General features: G+C 36.5%; 15 protein-coding genes and 1 pseudogene. 9 read left to right on the top strand and 7 right to left on the bottom strand.

Annotated features, from left to right (window positions below; genetic code table 11):
* Window positions 1-47: 47 nt before the first annotated feature.
* On the bottom strand, window positions 48-905 hold the full coding sequence (locus tag ACG94X_RS09930) for an alpha/beta hydrolase family protein (RefSeq protein WP_419383568.1): 858 nt from the start codon (window positions 903-905) through the stop codon (window positions 48-50).
* A gap of 124 nt (window positions 906-1,029) precedes the next feature.
* On the opposite strand from ACG94X_RS09930, the gene ACG94X_RS09935 reads away from it, so the two are divergent.
* Window positions 1,030-1,488 (top strand): hypothetical protein, encoded by a 459-nt coding sequence (locus ACG94X_RS09935; RefSeq protein ID WP_419383569.1) that lies wholly within the window; start codon window positions 1,030-1,032, stop codon window positions 1,486-1,488.
* 119 nt (window positions 1,489-1,607) lie between these two features.
* Here the strand turns inward: ACG94X_RS09935 and ACG94X_RS09940 are convergent, their stop codons facing one another.
* The 3 genes from ACG94X_RS09940 to queG form a co-directional block, all read right to left on the bottom strand.
* Window positions 1,608-1,844, bottom strand: a complete 237-nt coding sequence (locus ACG94X_RS09940) for a hypothetical protein (protein WP_419383570.1) — start codon at window positions 1,842-1,844, stop codon at window positions 1,608-1,610.
* Between the two features lie 555 nt (window positions 1,845-2,399).
* Complete coding sequence (bioB, locus tag ACG94X_RS09945) at window positions 2,400-3,389, bottom strand: biotin synthase BioB (protein WP_419383571.1); 990 nt, start codon at window positions 3,387-3,389, stop codon at window positions 2,400-2,402.
* A gap of 303 nt (window positions 3,390-3,692) precedes the next feature.
* Window positions 3,693-4,787 carry a tRNA epoxyqueuosine(34) reductase QueG gene (gene queG / locus ACG94X_RS09950; RefSeq protein WP_419383572.1) on the bottom strand — a complete coding sequence of 365 codons (1,095 nt, stop codon included), beginning with the start codon at window positions 4,785-4,787 and terminating at the stop codon, window positions 3,693-3,695.
* A 46-nt stretch (window positions 4,788-4,833) separates the two neighbouring features.
* Here queG and ACG94X_RS09955 point away from each other — a divergent pair, with 46 nt between their 5' ends.
* From ACG94X_RS09955 to ACG94X_RS09970, 4 genes are read left to right on the top strand one after another with little or no spacing between them, the layout of a single operon-like run.
* A complete protein-coding gene (locus tag ACG94X_RS09955; protein ID WP_419383573.1) occupies window positions 4,834-6,309 on the top strand; it encodes an NAD(P)H-hydrate dehydratase in 1,476 nt (491 codons plus the stop codon).
* 9 nt (window positions 6,310-6,318) lie between these two features.
* On the top strand, window positions 6,319-6,597 hold the full coding sequence (locus ACG94X_RS09960) for an acylphosphatase (RefSeq protein ID WP_419383574.1): 279 nt from the start codon (window positions 6,319-6,321) through the stop codon (window positions 6,595-6,597).
* Between the two features lie 49 nt (window positions 6,598-6,646).
* Complete coding sequence (locus ACG94X_RS09965) at window positions 6,647-7,534, top strand: hypothetical protein (protein WP_419383575.1); 888 nt, start codon at window positions 6,647-6,649, stop codon at window positions 7,532-7,534.
* Window position 7,535: 1 nt separating this feature from the next.
* Window positions 7,536-7,874 (top strand): hypothetical protein, encoded by a 339-nt coding sequence (locus ACG94X_RS09970; protein ID WP_419383576.1) that lies wholly within the window; start codon window positions 7,536-7,538, stop codon window positions 7,872-7,874.
* Between the two features lie 12 nt (window positions 7,875-7,886).
* Here the strand turns inward: ACG94X_RS09970 and ruvC are convergent, their stop codons facing one another.
* Window positions 7,887-8,432 (bottom strand): crossover junction endodeoxyribonuclease RuvC, encoded by a 546-nt coding sequence (gene ruvC, locus ACG94X_RS09975; protein ID WP_419383577.1) that lies wholly within the window; start codon window positions 8,430-8,432, stop codon window positions 7,887-7,889.
* Window positions 8,433-8,554: 122 nt separating this feature from the next.
* Here ruvC and ACG94X_RS09980 point away from each other — a divergent pair, with 122 nt between their 5' ends.
* Window positions 8,555-9,127 carry an FxsA family protein gene (locus ACG94X_RS09980; protein ID WP_419383578.1) on the top strand — a complete coding sequence of 191 codons (573 nt, stop codon included), beginning with the start codon at window positions 8,555-8,557 and terminating at the stop codon, window positions 9,125-9,127.
* Between the two features lie 126 nt (window positions 9,128-9,253).
* Window positions 9,254-9,882: pseudogene (locus ACG94X_RS09985) on the top strand (LysE family transporter).
* Between the two features lie 14 nt (window positions 9,883-9,896).
* Here ACG94X_RS09985 and ACG94X_RS09990 read toward each other — a convergent pair.
* Window positions 9,897-10,091 carry a hypothetical protein gene (locus ACG94X_RS09990; protein WP_419383579.1) on the bottom strand — a complete coding sequence of 65 codons (195 nt, stop codon included), beginning with the start codon at window positions 10,089-10,091 and terminating at the stop codon, window positions 9,897-9,899.
* A 310-nt stretch (window positions 10,092-10,401) separates the two neighbouring features.
* Here ACG94X_RS09990 and ACG94X_RS09995 point away from each other — a divergent pair, with 310 nt between their 5' ends.
* Window positions 10,402-10,647 (top strand): hypothetical protein, encoded by a 246-nt coding sequence (locus ACG94X_RS09995; RefSeq protein WP_419383580.1) that lies wholly within the window; start codon window positions 10,402-10,404, stop codon window positions 10,645-10,647.
* A gap of 221 nt (window positions 10,648-10,868) precedes the next feature.
* Here ACG94X_RS09995 and metK read toward each other — a convergent pair whose 3' ends face one another.
* On the bottom strand, window positions 10,869-12,035 hold the full coding sequence (gene metK, locus ACG94X_RS10000; protein WP_419383581.1) for a methionine adenosyltransferase: 1,167 nt from the start codon (window positions 12,033-12,035) through the stop codon (window positions 10,869-10,871).
* A 580-nt stretch (window positions 12,036-12,615) separates the two neighbouring features.
* Here metK and tkt point away from each other — a divergent pair.
* On the top strand, window positions 12,616-14,604 hold the full coding sequence (gene tkt, locus ACG94X_RS10005; RefSeq protein WP_419383582.1) for a transketolase: 1,989 nt from the start codon (window positions 12,616-12,618) through the stop codon (window positions 14,602-14,604).
* Window positions 14,605-14,785 lie beyond the last annotated feature (181 nt).

Below are 14,785 nucleotides of genomic sequence, written 5' to 3' on the forward strand. Positions count from 1 at the left end.
AGGACGCTTTAACAGGATGATGTGTTTAAGCGGCTAAACTCGATAGATTAAGAATATATTTTTTCAGCCATAATAGGCCATAAATTTTGATGAGATTTTTTAAACATCATCATATGACCAATAGCTTTATGATTATGCTGTTGTGGTTCAAGTTCGATCATGTCTGTGTTCGCATTTGGATACAAGCGCAATAAATCTTTCACATTTGCTTCAGTCGCAATTTCATCATCCGAAGACCAGTAGACGGTAATAGGGCAATTCACTTTAGCGTGATAATCCTCAAAAATGGTTTTACCAATCGCATTCATTACATAGCCTGGCTTACTACAAAATTGTGCCCATTGCTTAGCCACATTTTTAGGCAGGTTCTCGCCCATGCCTAGCATTTTGGTTGCTCCATAGCCTTTGATTAAAGTTGAAACTGGGAAAACCAAATTAAACATAACAGGTGCCATGCGTTTTGTACGACCTTTCAGTCCTTTTACATGACCTGTGGATCCTGAAATAGCGATAACTTGAGCAACTTTATCATAATTAGACACAATTCCGAGCAATTGCCCACCTGCACTGTGCCCCAATAAAGTGACTTGCTCTTGTCCTGTCTTTTCCAATAATGTTTGAATCGCAGCAGGAATATCCAGTAATCCCCAATCTTGGATGCTCGCATTTGAATCGCGGAGTGAGCTATATAGCGAATCACCAATGCCACGAAAATCAAAGACCAGTACATCTGAGCCTTGTTCTGTAAGCCATTCGATAAAATTGTGATAAAAGCCTTGAGTAATCCCAGTCGCAGGGCATAGAAGGATGGGCAAATTTTTAGTTGATTGTTTTGACTGATAAAAACGTCCACTTAAGCTATAGCCATCTGTACAAGTTACGGTTACATTCTCAAAAGAGTTCATGGTTATTTAATCATTATTACTATGAGAATTACTTTACACGAGTTCCAAAAAGAAACTTAATGATTATATGACTTAAAAGTCAATTGGAAATCTTTTGCATCATGATTGAGAATAGGTAGTTAAAATGGAATTTATGGCTTTACCCGTTTCGGTGAAATTAGCGTTATCGTTCAGTGGGATGTACCTGTGGGTGGGAATGCTAACAGGTGTTTGGAAATATTACCAAATCAGTCGTTCAGAATCAGCGAGAGCACATTATTATGTGGATATTGCACATCGTAGTAGCTTGCTTTATGCACCTGCGACCTTGATTTTGGCTGTGATGGCTTATTGTTCGGTATGGTCAGAAACAGTTAATTTTTTATTTATTGTGATTAATATCTTTTTCTTCACTTTTTCTATAGCCAGTTATATTTTGCATGGTTGGTTAAAAGATACAAGTAATCAATTCAAAGAACCGCATCAATTGGGGCAATTTCAATTACCTAAAGTACTTATGCGAATGGCGATGGTTTTATTGGTGATTGGTGAGATTATTGCAACGGGTGGTTTATTGTTGGGAATGTTTAAAGCATTATTTTAATCGTATTCAATGTATTGGAAATACGGCTTTATTCTTTTTTCGATGTTTTGATATTTTTATTATTTATTTGAGAATTAGTGTTTGATTCTAGATTAAAGATGGATGCGAGGCATCCACCTTTAATCAGTGATTTTAGTGAGTTTTCTAGATTTGTGATCCACTACATCCCAAATATAAAAAGCAGCTGAAACAACTAAGGCATAAGCAAAAAATTCAGGTTTTAAGTTGCCTTGAATCAAGCCATGAATAAATAAAGTAATAAAAAGAGCAATCGTTGTACTTAAGTACGTGACTAGCTTTTTGTTAGCCCTCAAAGAATTAATGAAGACTTGCTTGTTGAAATGTATTGATAACATCTCCATACCTCCTGTCTGCTCGACAAAAACCTAATTGTTTTGGTCTAGATTGGTTTGTTCAGTTGTACCATATTTAATTATTATTTCAAGCCCAAATACTAGTATTTTGATAAATATATGTGACATATTTATGACAAAACATGAATAGTTCATTTATTTTTGAAATGTGTATGATAATTGATCGATTATAAGGGTTGCTGCATTATAAAAAGATAACTGATTATCATAATGAAATAAGGTATGAGAACTAGAATTTAAAGAGAGTATAGACGAAAGTTATGCCAAGAACGTAAATTTTGCATAAAAGATGGTGATTTAGCAGTATTTTGGCAGTAAAAATAATACTTTTTGGCATTCATATAGAGTAGTGAATACATATATTTGTGTGAACGATGATTGGATAGTTTTGTTTATTTATCCATCTCATGAGGCTGCTGGCTAAATTCATCTTTAAAGTTTCGTAAATAACAGCATTTACATTCAAGGTATCAACAAATCGAAATGTTGATACCTTGATTTTGGACATTGTGAATTGTTTTAAGCGATGAGCTTAAATCAACTCGCCATCGCATCTATTGTTAATTCAGCCACTGATGGTTTTGCTTTCTCTGCTTTTAATCCAAGTTTACTGAATAATTGCTTATCTCTACCTTCACCTGCGTTGGGTGTGGTTAATAGTTTTTCACCACTAAATAATGAGTTTGCACCTGCCATAAATGCTAGAGCTTGATCAGAATCGCTCATTGATTCACGACCAGCAGAAAGGCGAATATAACTTTTTGGCATAATGATTCGCGCAACTGCGATGGTACGAATCCATTCTGTTACATCGAGTTTTTCAACGTCTGCGAGGGGCGTACCTTCAATAGGTACGAGCATGTTGATTGGCACAGATTCAGGATGCATTGGCAATGTTGATAATTCTAATAATAAACCTACACGATCGTGGCTATTTTCACCTAAACCGACAATACCGCCACTACAGACTTTCATACCTGCATTGCGTACATGATCTAGCGTATCTAAACGATCATCGAAAGTGCGAGTGCTGATCACCTTTGGATAGTATTCACGAGAGGTGTCTAAGTTGTGATTGTAATAATCCAAACCTGCAACTTGTAAACGTTCAGCTTGAGATTGATTCAACATACCTAATGTCATACAGGTTTCTAAACCTAATGCTTTAACTTCACGAACCATTTCCAAGACATAAGGCATATCTCGTTCATGTGGGTTACGCCAAGCTGCACCCATACAAAAGCGTGAAGAGCCAGATTCTAAAGCTTCTTTGGCTTCTTGAATGACTTTATCGACAGCAATACGTTTTTCAGCTTCTAATTTTGAATCATAACGTGCAGATTGCGAACAATATTTACAATCTTCAGGGCATTTACCTGTTTTAATGGACAGTAATGTGCTCACTTGAATTGTATTGGCATTGAAATGTTCACGATGCGTTTGCTGTGCTTTAAATACCAAATCTAAAAAAGGTTGTTCATATAAAGCCTGAATTTCGTCACGAGTCCAGTCATTACGTACAGTCATTGGTAAAATCCATGATAATTATAGTCTATGGCTTTATCATACAGAATTTAAGCCAATTCAAAAGTGCAAAAACATCCAAATATGATGGTTAGTAACGATTGAAAATGTCGGAAGTCGTTAAATTTAAAATTGTAGATATAGTTGCGAAGTTGAGCATATTTACAGTTATTTCATCACAATATTGTATTTTATTGAAATGTTAATTTCGTCGTATTGGTCATTAAAAATTTAAAATATTGTAAACTTTGTAATGAACTTGAAATTAGAAAATAGCTTCTTTGATGCGAGTTGAAACGATTAAATTTACTGCTTTTTTTTCAAATGTTCCGCAATTGCCCAGTCGATATGGACTTGCACAATCTCATCATGTAGTGATCTATTCTGTTGTAATGCGATGAATATTTCATTTGAAAAAGGTGCATTCCCTAGCCCAATGGCAATATTACGCATAAAACTTTGATAGCCCGTGCGACGAATTGGACTGCCTTCTGTGCAGGTTAAAAATGTTGCTTCATCCCAATACCATAAATCCAATAAGCTCACCTGATCTAAACCATGTCTTGGATTGAAATCTTCAATCGTTGCTTTCTTGGCAAAACCATTCCATGGGCAAATCAGTTGGCAGTCATCGCAACCGAAAACACGATTACCTATTCCTCGGCGTAATTCTTCTGGAATGATGCCTTTATATTCAATGGTAAGGTAGGCAATGCATTTACGAGCATCGAGCATATAGGGCTCGACAATGGCTTGAGTCGGACAAATGTCGATACATGCTGTACATGAACCACAATGTTTGGTGGTCGGCCCATCAAAAGGTAAATCTAGGGAAGTAAATAATTCACCTAAAACAAAGAATGAACCCGATTTTTTATGAATCAGTAAGGTATGTTTTCCAGTCCATCCCATACCTGCATTTTCAGCCAGTGATTTTTCAAATATAGGTGCTGAATCTGCAAATGGGCGTGATTCAAATTCACCAACTTTTTCTTTAATCAAATTGGACAATGTTTTTAAACGCCCACGCATGACTTTATGGTAGTCACGCCCACGTGCATAGCGTGCAATAATGGCGGCATTTGGTTCATCTGGAATATATCGAGTTTTTGGTGTTTCAACCAAATAGTTCATGCGGACGCAGATAATACTTTTTGTTCCGGGCACTAATAATGTCGGATCTGCACGTTTTTCTAAATTTTCTTCTAAAAATTTCATATCGCCATGATAACCACGTTTCAAATATTCTTTAAATCGTGCTAATTCAGCTTGAGCATCGGGACGTGCAATGACACAATCAGCAAAGCCGAGATGCAACGCTTGTTGTTTGATCCAAGCTTTTAACGCTTGTAGATCAAGTTGTTGCAAAGGAATATGTTGTGTGGTTGAAGGTGCCGACATAGTGATTAGAAGTACTATAAAAATGTAAAAAGAAAAGGATAAAGCGATGCGACAACAAGTTTATCATAGCCACGAGATTCAAGCATGGGAACAACGTTGGTTTGCACAGCAAAATAGTTCATTTGGTTTAATGCAACAGGTCGCATGGTCAATTGCGCAACGCTTAGATTTATTATTTCAGTCATCACATTCACAAATTAAAAAAATCGCCATTTGGTGTGGTTCTGGGAATAATGCAGGAGATGGATATTGTCTAGCTGTTTATTTACAGCAATATGGGTATCAAGTCGAAATTTTTGCAGCAGAAGCGGGACAATCGCAAGATTTAAGATCTGCTATTTTGATTGCTCAACAACATCAACTTATGATTCATCAAAATTTTATGATGACTCAATCATTTGACTGTCATATTGATGCTTTGTTTGGCATTGGTCTAAATCGAAATTTAGATAATAATTGGCAAAATATTATCCAAAGTTTTAATGCTCAAACAGGTTTGAAAATAGCCGTCGATATTCCGAGTGGTTTGAATGCAAATACAGGGCAACCCTTAGCCATTGCTATAAAAGCAGATTATACATTTACAGTTTTAGGACTTAAAGCAGGATTATTTACAGGACAAGCCAAGGAATATTCAGGTCAGATTGAAGTAATTTCTGCAATTCCGATAGATTCTGAATTAAAACCAATTGCACAACTTTCTCCAACTCAAATTAAATTACCACAACGTCAAGCTTTTGGTCACAAAGGTAGTTATGGGCATGTGTTGGTGGTTGGTGGGCATGCAGATATGGGGGGAGCTGTAATGATGGCAGCAGAATCTGCTTTCAGCGCAGGTGCAGGTAAGGTGACAATCGTTTGTGATGTGAAACATCACACTGCAATTTTGACGCGTTCACCCAATATTATGCTTCGAGATATTAATAACTTAATTGATGATGAACTTCAAAATTTAATAGATCATGTCGATGCGGTCAGTTTTGGTATGGGTTTGGGGCGTGATGAGTGGGCGAAACAACAGTTTTCAAAATGGTTTGTCAAAATTCATCAAGCGGTGCATTTACAGGTGGTATTGGATGCCGATGCGCTATGGTTCTTAGCGGAGCAATCTATAAAATTAAATCAACGTACTTACCTAACCCCACATCCCGGTGAAGCCGCTAAGTTATTGAATTGCTCTGTAGCTGAAATTGAAGCGGATCGAATAGCAGCTATTCATAAGCTGCAAAAGAAATATGCAGGACAATGGGTACTAAAAGGAGCAGGAAGCTTGATTCTTGAAGATGATCTTTGGATTTGTACGGCAGGCAATGCAGGTATGGGTACTGGTGGAATGGGGGATGTACTAGCAGGCATGATTGCATCTTTGAAAGCGCAATTTCCTGAGCATATTCATTTACATGAGATTGTAATTTTACATGCTTTAGCAGGTGATTATCTGGCGATACAAGGGCAGCGTGGGCTACAGGCGCATCATATGAATGAAGCTGTATATTATGTGGTTAATCATTGTCATGGTTGAGGCTTTAGCATGAAAGCAGTCAAATTGATAATTCGTGGCAAGGTTCAATGCGTTGGATATCGCCGTTGGTTTGAAAAAGAAGCGCTGAAATTACACTTAAAAGGCTATGTAAAAAACTTAGATGATGGTGATGTTGAAGCAGTCATTATTGGAAATGAACAAGCTGTTCTAAGTATTATTTGGCACGCTTATGTAGGTCCTTTAAGTGCAAATGTTAGTCTGATTCAGCAACATGATATGAATGTTCAAGTTCTCGGTGAATTTTCAGACTTTAAAATGCTGAGATGATATGATTTAAACTCAGATATTCGTTAGATTTATAAAAATAAGTGCAATTATGATGTATAAACTTTTATTGTGTAGTTTACTTGTTGTAGGTGTGGTTACTGTAACGACAGCTCAGCCAATCATAGAACTTATGGAAAATAAAAAAAATAATGAAATAAAGAGTGTAGTGCTCAAAGATTTAAATTTTAAAACAGTGATGAAGACTTTTTATCAGAAAGATCTTCAGTATGTAAAAATCTCTGAACTTGATCAAAAAAATCTACAGTACGTTGGAATTAAAAATCTAGGTAATATTCATGAGGGTAAAGAGAGCGGCATATTAATTTTCAGCGCTGCAAAACCTTATCAAAATAAAGCCAATGAATCTCGTTACGTATTGACGGTTAGCCAGTTTGCAATCTCTGAGCATAATTCACAACATATTGAAATGGGGAAGTTTGCTTTCAGTGTAACGATTATTTATATTTTTAAGAAAAATGAGTATGGTCAATATCAACTTGTAAGTCACAATGAAAATAATTGTTTGCTGAATGATGATTTTTTATATGTACCTTATCCAACAGACCAAATTATTAAAAATATCCGTAATATTGGTTCTAAAATCAAAGGTTATGTCGATGAGCAGGAGTACAGCCAAAATGGTTATTCATCTACAAAGCTGAGAATCATTCCATTTGACGAACAGACAGATTTGATAAGTTTAGACGTTGCAGAAATTGGTAATGACAATGAAGCTACAGGGAATGAAGAAACCTACAATACGCATGGTGATTATCATTTTTTAACATCTGAACATGATGGCTTATATGATATTGAAATTCGTTATTCGGGAACGAAACAAATATATGTTGATGATATTGCTAAAATTGTTCCTGTGAATGAAACTTATATTTATCATTATAATGAAAAACAGCAAAAGTATATTCGAGTGAAGTAAAATGATTGATAAGTATCTGATTGTCGGTATTGTTTTTGCAGCGTGTATTTTATTGATTATTTATACTCAATTAGATACAAGTAAAAAACAAGATCCAACGATTTCTTTTAAAGATAAATTGCAAAAAGAATTTCCAGATTATAAGGTTGTTGAAAGAAATCAGAATATTATTATTTGTCGTGAAATCCCGAATCAACGAATTCCAGAAGAGCTGGTATTGATACGCATTGATCCTGAGCAAAAAAAGAATTTGAGAACATCTGGAAAAATGCTGATCGCAACCTATGCTAAACAGCCCAGTGTTCGAGAAGTTCGTCGGGATGCAAAGCCTTATTTATAAATAGCCTTCGCATTAACGTCTGCGACTACTATTACGGCTTCGACCACGTGCCATACCACCTAATGCATTGAGCACTGCAAGCTTACTCATGCTGCCAGAAGCATGCGCATGGCAAATTGCCGCAGCAAGGGCATCAGCCGCATCTTGTTGTGGCTGAATAGAGAGGCTTAATAATTTCATGACCATCATTTGGACTTGTTCTTTATCTGCTGCACCATAGCCTACGACAGCTTGTTTAATTTGCCGCGCCGTGTATTCTGCCACTTGTAAATCCAAATTCACTAATGCTGCAACTGCTGCGCCACGTGCTTGACCAAGTTTTAATGCCGAGTCAGGATTTTGTGCCATAAAGACTTGTTCAACGGCAGCTTCAGTAGGGCCGTGAAACTTAACAATTCGATCTACACCAGCAAAAATCCTTTTTAAACGTTCTGGCATTTCCGTAGTTTCGGTACGAATTGTTCCGGCATCAACAAATTTCAGTTTTTGCCCATCTTTTTCGATGATGCCATAACCTGTTAAGCGTGATCCGGGATCAATACCGATAATTAATGTCATGCCTGCACTTTAAAAAAAAAATAATGCCCATATTGTTACATAAAGGTCATGAAAAAGCTTGCGACTAATGGGGCTGTATTCATACTTAAATTAAATTTTTGCTTTGAGATAGTATTTTTTCGATGAAATTATTTCCTATTATTCTGATTGGTCTCATTCTAGAAATCCTTGTGTGGATTGGTGTTGCTCAATTCATAAGCGGATGGTATGTATTTTTTTGGTTTATCGTCTCCTTTGTGATCGGGCTTAACCTACTTCGCTCAAGTACAGCGACCATTATGCCGCAGTTGCAACAAATGCAAATGACGGGAATGATGGGGGATGATCCGACAATGACCAAGAAAATGGCGACTGCATTTGCAGGGATTCTATTGATGATTCCTGGTTTAATTACTGATGTTTTAGCATTATTGGTTATCCTTCCACCTGTTCAAAATGCGATTAAAAAAGCAGGTATGAAATACATGGTGAAAAAGCAACAAGCCATGATGAACAATATGATGGGCGATATGGGGAACATGGGTGGTGGTGCTCAAGGTCAAAATCCATTTGCAGATTTAATGCGCCAAATGCAAGATATGCAGAACCAACAATCTGGTGGTCATTCACGAGGCTCAAATATTATCGATGGTGTGGCACATGAAGTTGAACCAGCGCATAAACACATTGAATTGAAAGACGTGAATCAAAAATAATCGTTTTAAATGTAGAAGAACCGAATCAATTGATTCGGTTTTTTTGTACCTGAATTTACTGTGATAGTGAAATCAACTCATCAGTCGGTATAATACATAGTACTGAAAATGTGTAAGTTTTAAATTATGTCGATGTTATTGACCATTTGCGCACTGCATTTTATCGCACAATTAAGCCCAGGCCCAGACGTGCTGCTTGTTGCAAAAATTTCAGCATCTATACCATTGTTCTAATAAAACGCTAAAACCCAATAGTGTTAATGCAACCTAAATCACACCCCCAGCAAAAATGCCTAAAATAATTTTTAAAGTATTGATACGCGTTGTAGGATACAACAAGTTTTAATGTTAATTGGTGTTTTTTTTCTTGCCAAAATGGGATATGCAATGCTGAAAGGTGGTATTACGACTTTAAAACAAACTACTCCATTAGATGGAATAATCACACAAGTATCTAAAAACTACTTCCTTTTAGGCTTATATGCAAACTTGGCCAATCCTAAAATAGTGATTTATTTCAGTAGTGTATTTTCATTGGCATTAAGTTCAACAGCAGGAATGAACTTGAAGCCACAGTTAGCGGTCATCATTTTCATTCAAACGTTGTTAGTTTTCAGTTTATTGATGATGATTATGTCTATTCCTAAGGTTAATAAAATTTACTAAAAATCAAGTAGTTATATTAATATTCTTTCTGGGGCTTTTTCTTATTATTTGCCTTATTTCTCTGGATTGATGTCTTTAAAATGCTTTAGTTGTAGGTGAAATTTTAATCATTAATGCCGGTCTTATCTATTTCTTTTGTAGGGATATTCTTGTCTAATTCAGTTGTATTCACATCCAATGACGTAGGTGTTGCATAGCGATGCGGGTCTAAGGTTTTTACACTGTTCTCAGAGGTGACGTATTTACGACTACGATTAGCACGTTCTCTTAAACCACCTTTTTTAATAAGTTGAACCAAGGAGAACTCCAGTTATTTAAGTGTATTGTTAAATTATAACGTGATTTAGCATGGTTAAAGATAAATTTAGTATTTATATTCTGTATTGAGCTCTCTGATTTAATTTTATATATCAATGATTTGTTTTGTCATGCTTGATTTTCTCATTACAAGTTTTTGATTTTTAAGTGAAATATATTAATAAAATAAGCTTGTTAAAAAATATGATTTATGTACACTGAATAAAAGGATTTGAAAATGAAATTCCTGTTAACGTATAACGGTAATGTAATAAATAAAAACAATAATATGCATGAAAAGGAGATTAGTTATGATTTATCAGTATCGCTGTGCATGTTGTAGTGAAGCCGTGACATCCACTGAAAAAGTATGTCCTAAATGTGGCTCTCAACATATTAAAAGTCCTTATGGTTTATGGGTATTCTGTATTTTTGCCTGTTTATTTACAGTCATTTCATTCAAGGTAGGAAATATTTACATTCAAAATCATAATATTGAAACGCCATCGCAAGTTTCATTATTAGATGTGTTGCAACAAAGCTCTAAAACTGATTAAGCTGCTCTTCTAAGTTTAAGTTTCTAACAATAATGACGAAAAGCATTAAAATTATAAATGATAAATAAGTTTGATAGATGAACTTGTTTTAAGGATTTGGATATTTGGATGATAAAAAGGAGGGTGTTTTTTGAGTCAACACATTTACTTTAACTTATTAAAATTCAATAAAAAGCTCGCTAAATAGCGAGCTTTTTTAACTGTAATATCAGTTTTGGGAATTACAAACCAGCAGAAGCTTTAAGTGCTTCAACTTTATCTGTTTTTTCCCATGTGAATGCAGTATCTGAACCTTCACGACCGAAATGTCCATAAGCAGCAGTTTGCTTATACATTGGTTGGATCAAATCCAACATACGGGTAATACCATATGGGCGTAAGTCAAAGTGTTCACGAACCAATTGAATAATCAATTCATCAGATACTTTACCAGTATTAAATGTATTGATTGAAATAGATGTTGGTTCAGCAACGCCAATCGCATAAGACACTTGGATTTCACACTTTTCAGCAAGACCAGCAGCCACGATATTTTTCGCAACATAACGACCTGCATAAGCAGCTGAGCGATCTACTTTAGATGGATCTTTACCAGAGAATGCACCACCACCATGACGTGCCATTCCGCCGTAAGTATCAACAATGATTTTACGACCAGTTAAACCACAGTCACCTACAGGACCGCCGATCACAAACTTTCCAGTTGGATTGATGTGAAACTTAGTCCCTGCATGGAACATTTCAGCAGGAATAATTTTCTTCACGATTTCTTCAATGATAGCTTCTTTCAAATCTGCTTGAGAAATATCAGCATCGTGTTGAGTAGAAAGTACCACAGCATCTAAGCGTACAGGTTTGCCATTTTCATATGCAAAAGTCACTTGGCTTTTTGCATCTGGACGTAACCACGGTAGGCTACCATTACGACGCAATTCAGCTTGCTTTTCCATTAAGCGGTGAGCATATGAAATAGGCGCAGGCATTAAAACATCAGTTTCAAGACTTGCATAACCAAACATTAAACCTTGGTCACCAGCACCTTGATCTTCTGGTTTTTGGCGGTCTACACCTTGTGCGATTTCTGGAGATTGTTTGCCAATCATATTAATCACAGCACAAGTAGATCCATCAAAACCTAAGTCGGTATGATGATAACCAATTCCGTTGACTGTCTGACGAACAACAGTTTCGAAGTCAATATTTGCCGTTGTTGTGATTTCACCTGCAAGTATTACAGCACCAGTTTTTACTAATGTTTCACAAGCAACCCGTGCAAATGGGTCTTCTTTTAAGATTGCATCCAGAATAGCATCACTGATTTGGTCCGCCATTTTGTCAGGATGACCTTCGCTTACAGATTCCGAAGTAAAAACAGCATACTCGCGCATGAAAGTCCTATTACACTAATTTTTAAAGACGCATTATGTTACATCGACTTGACTCTAAGAACTAGCACATCTTATCCAAAATGCACTAAATAGCTTTAAATTAGTGATTTTAAAACTGATATGTATATAAATTAAATTGATAAATAGGTTTTGAAAGCACTTTAAAAGTATTTTTTAAGTAAATATTACTTTTTTCTGTAAATAATCCTCAAAAATAAAATGACTTTTTTACAGGTTTTGAGGGTATAGCATGTAAATAATTTGTGAAATATTCATTATGGGAAAGAAAACACGAATTGTATTTAAGATGAGGTATAGGAATATTTAAAAATTGCAGATTTAGCATGCTATTCAAGTGAAAGTACAATGATGACTTTTTTCGTTTTATCGGCATTAAATATTTTATTCATATAAGTTTGTTATTTTTACGGCTAAATTGATTATTTTTTGTTCTATTGCGTATTGTTTGGCTATTTATGCCTGAACAGGCTTTACGCCCTGCGCTTTTTTTAAGACAATACACGATAGTTTTGAATTTTATTCATCTTCTTATTTTCCACACATTATTGGACTTTGATCTATGACAACCCCGCTGAATGAACGCCGTATCGCCAATGCAATTCGTGTATTGGCTATGGATGCTGTGCAAAAAGCAAATTCTGGACATCCAGGTGCACCAATGGGGATGGCGGATATTGCAGATGTAGTATGGCGTGAGTTTTTAAATCACAATCCGACGAATCCGCAATGGGCAAACCGTGACCGCTTTGTATTGTCTAATGGTCATGGCTCAATGCTTCAATATGCTTTATTACATTTGACTGGTTATGAACTTTCTATTGAAGATTTAAAGTCTTTCCGTCAATTGCATTCTAAAACACCTGGTCATCCTGAATTGGGTTATGCACCTGGTATTGAAACTACCACAGGTCCATTGGGTCAAGGTATTGCCAATGCTGTTGGTTTTGCACTTGCTGAAAAAACGTTAGCTGCACAATTCAACAAAGATGATATCAGTGTTGTAGATCACAATACTTATTGCTTCCTTGGCGATGGTTGTTTGATGGAAGGTATTTCACACGAAGTGTGTTCACTTGCAGGTACTTTAGGTTTAGGCAAACTGATTGCTTATTATGATGACAATGGTATTTCTATTGATGGTGAAGTAGAAGGCTGGTTCTCTGATGATACAGAACAGCGTTTCTTAGCTTACGGTTGGCAAGTGATTAAAGTTGATGGTCATGATGCTGATGCAATTCGTGCTGCGACTGTGGCAGCTAAAGCTGAAACTGCAAAACCTACTTTAATTATGTGTAAGACTGTTATTGGTTTAGGTTCACCAAATAAACAGGGTAAAGAAGATTGCCATGGCGCGCCCTTGGGTAATGATGAAATTGCATTAACTCGTGAAGCTTTAGGCTGGAAAGAAGAAGCATTTGTTATTCCTGCCGATATTTATGCAGCATGGGATGCAAAAGACAAAGGTGCTCAATCTGAAGCGGCTTGGAATGATGTATTTGCAGCGTATGCAGTAAAATATCCAACAGAAGCTGCGGAACTTAAACGCCGTGTAAATGGTGATTTACCTGCAGATTTTACAGCTCAGGCAGATGCTTTCATTGCTGAAACCAATGCAAAAGCTGAAACTATTGCAACACGTAAAGCAAGTCAAAATACCTTACAAGCATTTGGTCCATTGCTTCCTGAACTTTTGGGTGGTTCTGCAGATCTAGCAGGCTCTAACCTAACGCTTTGGAAAGGTGCGGAAGGCGTTCAAGACAATCCTGCAGGTAATTATGTACATTATGGTGTACGTGAGTTTGGTATGACTGCAATGGCTAATGGCGTTGCATTACACGGTGGTTTCGTTCCTTACGTTGCTACATTCCTTATGTTTATGGAATATGCACGTAATGCAGTGCGTATGTCTGCACTGATGAAACAACGTGTGATCCATGTTTATACTCACGATTCAATTGGTTTAGGTGAAGATGGCCCTACGCATCAACCTGTAGAACAAATTGCATCTTTACGTGGTACACCAAACTTAAATACTTGGCGTCCATGTGACACAGTTGAAGCTGCAATTTCTTGGAAATCTGCTTTAACACGTGCAGATGGTCCTACTGCTTTAATTTTCTCTCGTCAAAACCTACCATTCCAAACACGTACTCAAGCTCAGATTGAGAATACTGCGAAAGGCGGTTATGTACTTGCAGAAGAAAAAGGTGAATTAAAAGCAATCATCATTGCAACAGGTTCAGAAGTTTCATTGGCAATGGAAGCACATGCACAGCTTGATGGCGTACGTGTTGTGTCTATGCCATGTGCGGAAGAATTTGTGAAACAAGATGCTGCTTATCGTGAAGTGGTACTTCCATCCAATATCCGCGCACGTGTTGCTGTTGAAGCGGCACATGTAGATTATTGGTGGAAGTTTGTTGGTTTAGACGGCAAAGTGATTGGTATGAGTACTTATGGAGAGTCTGCTCCTGCGAAAGATTTATATCAATTCTTTGGTATTACCACTGAGGCTGTTGTTGCAGCTGTAAAAGAATTAACAGCGTAATTTTGGCTTTGTTAATTTTTTAAACAGTGGGTTTGAAGAACGCTCCGCTTGGAGCGTTTTTTATTGGAAATAATTCCAAATGTGCATGCTGAAATTTTACTAAATATGACTGGTAGTTTATATCGGAAGGTATATAGTGGCAGCATCCATTTGGTATGCATTTAGCTATGGTTTTTTTTTA

It is taken from the genome of Acinetobacter psychrotolerans, assembly GCF_048552595.1.
Taxonomy (GTDB): domain Bacteria; phylum Pseudomonadota; class Gammaproteobacteria; order Pseudomonadales; family Moraxellaceae; genus Acinetobacter.

Excerpts from the sequence above, each read along its gene's own strand:
- bioB (WP_419383571.1), bottom strand. The coding sequence starts at position 3,389 with ATGACTGTACGTAATGACTGGACTCGTGACGAAATTCAGGCTTTATAT.
- ACG94X_RS09930 (WP_419383568.1), bottom strand. The coding sequence starts at position 905 with ATGAACTCTTTTGAGAATGTAACCGTAACTTGTACAGATGGCTATAGC.
- ACG94X_RS09965 (WP_419383575.1), top strand. The coding sequence starts at position 6,647 with ATGATGTATAAACTTTTATTGTGTAGTTTACTTGTTGTAGGTGTGGTT.
- ACG94X_RS09955 (WP_419383573.1), top strand. The coding sequence starts at position 4,834 with ATGCGACAACAAGTTTATCATAGCCACGAGATTCAAGCATGGGAACAA.
- ruvC (WP_419383577.1), bottom strand. The coding sequence starts at position 8,432 with ATGACATTAATTATCGGTATTGATCCCGGATCACGCTTAACAGGTTAT.
- ACG94X_RS09935 (WP_419383569.1), top strand. The coding sequence starts at position 1,030 with ATGGAATTTATGGCTTTACCCGTTTCGGTGAAATTAGCGTTATCGTTC.
- queG (WP_419383572.1), bottom strand. The coding sequence starts at position 4,787 with ATGTCGGCACCTTCAACCACACAACATATTCCTTTGCAACAACTTGAT.
- metK (WP_419383581.1), bottom strand. The coding sequence starts at position 12,035 with ATGCGCGAGTATGCTGTTTTTACTTCGGAATCTGTAAGCGAAGGTCAT.
- ACG94X_RS09940 (WP_419383570.1), bottom strand. The coding sequence starts at position 1,844 with ATGTTATCAATACATTTCAACAAGCAAGTCTTCATTAATTCTTTGAGG.
- ACG94X_RS09995 (WP_419383580.1), top strand. The coding sequence starts at position 10,402 with ATGATTTATCAGTATCGCTGTGCATGTTGTAGTGAAGCCGTGACATCC.
- ACG94X_RS09980 (WP_419383578.1), top strand. The coding sequence starts at position 8,555 with ATGAAATTATTTCCTATTATTCTGATTGGTCTCATTCTAGAAATCCTT.
- ACG94X_RS09970 (WP_419383576.1), top strand. The coding sequence starts at position 7,536 with ATGATTGATAAGTATCTGATTGTCGGTATTGTTTTTGCAGCGTGTATT.
- tkt (WP_419383582.1), top strand. The coding sequence starts at position 12,616 with ATGACAACCCCGCTGAATGAACGCCGTATCGCCAATGCAATTCGTGTA.
- ACG94X_RS09960 (WP_419383574.1), top strand. The coding sequence starts at position 6,319 with ATGAAAGCAGTCAAATTGATAATTCGTGGCAAGGTTCAATGCGTTGGA.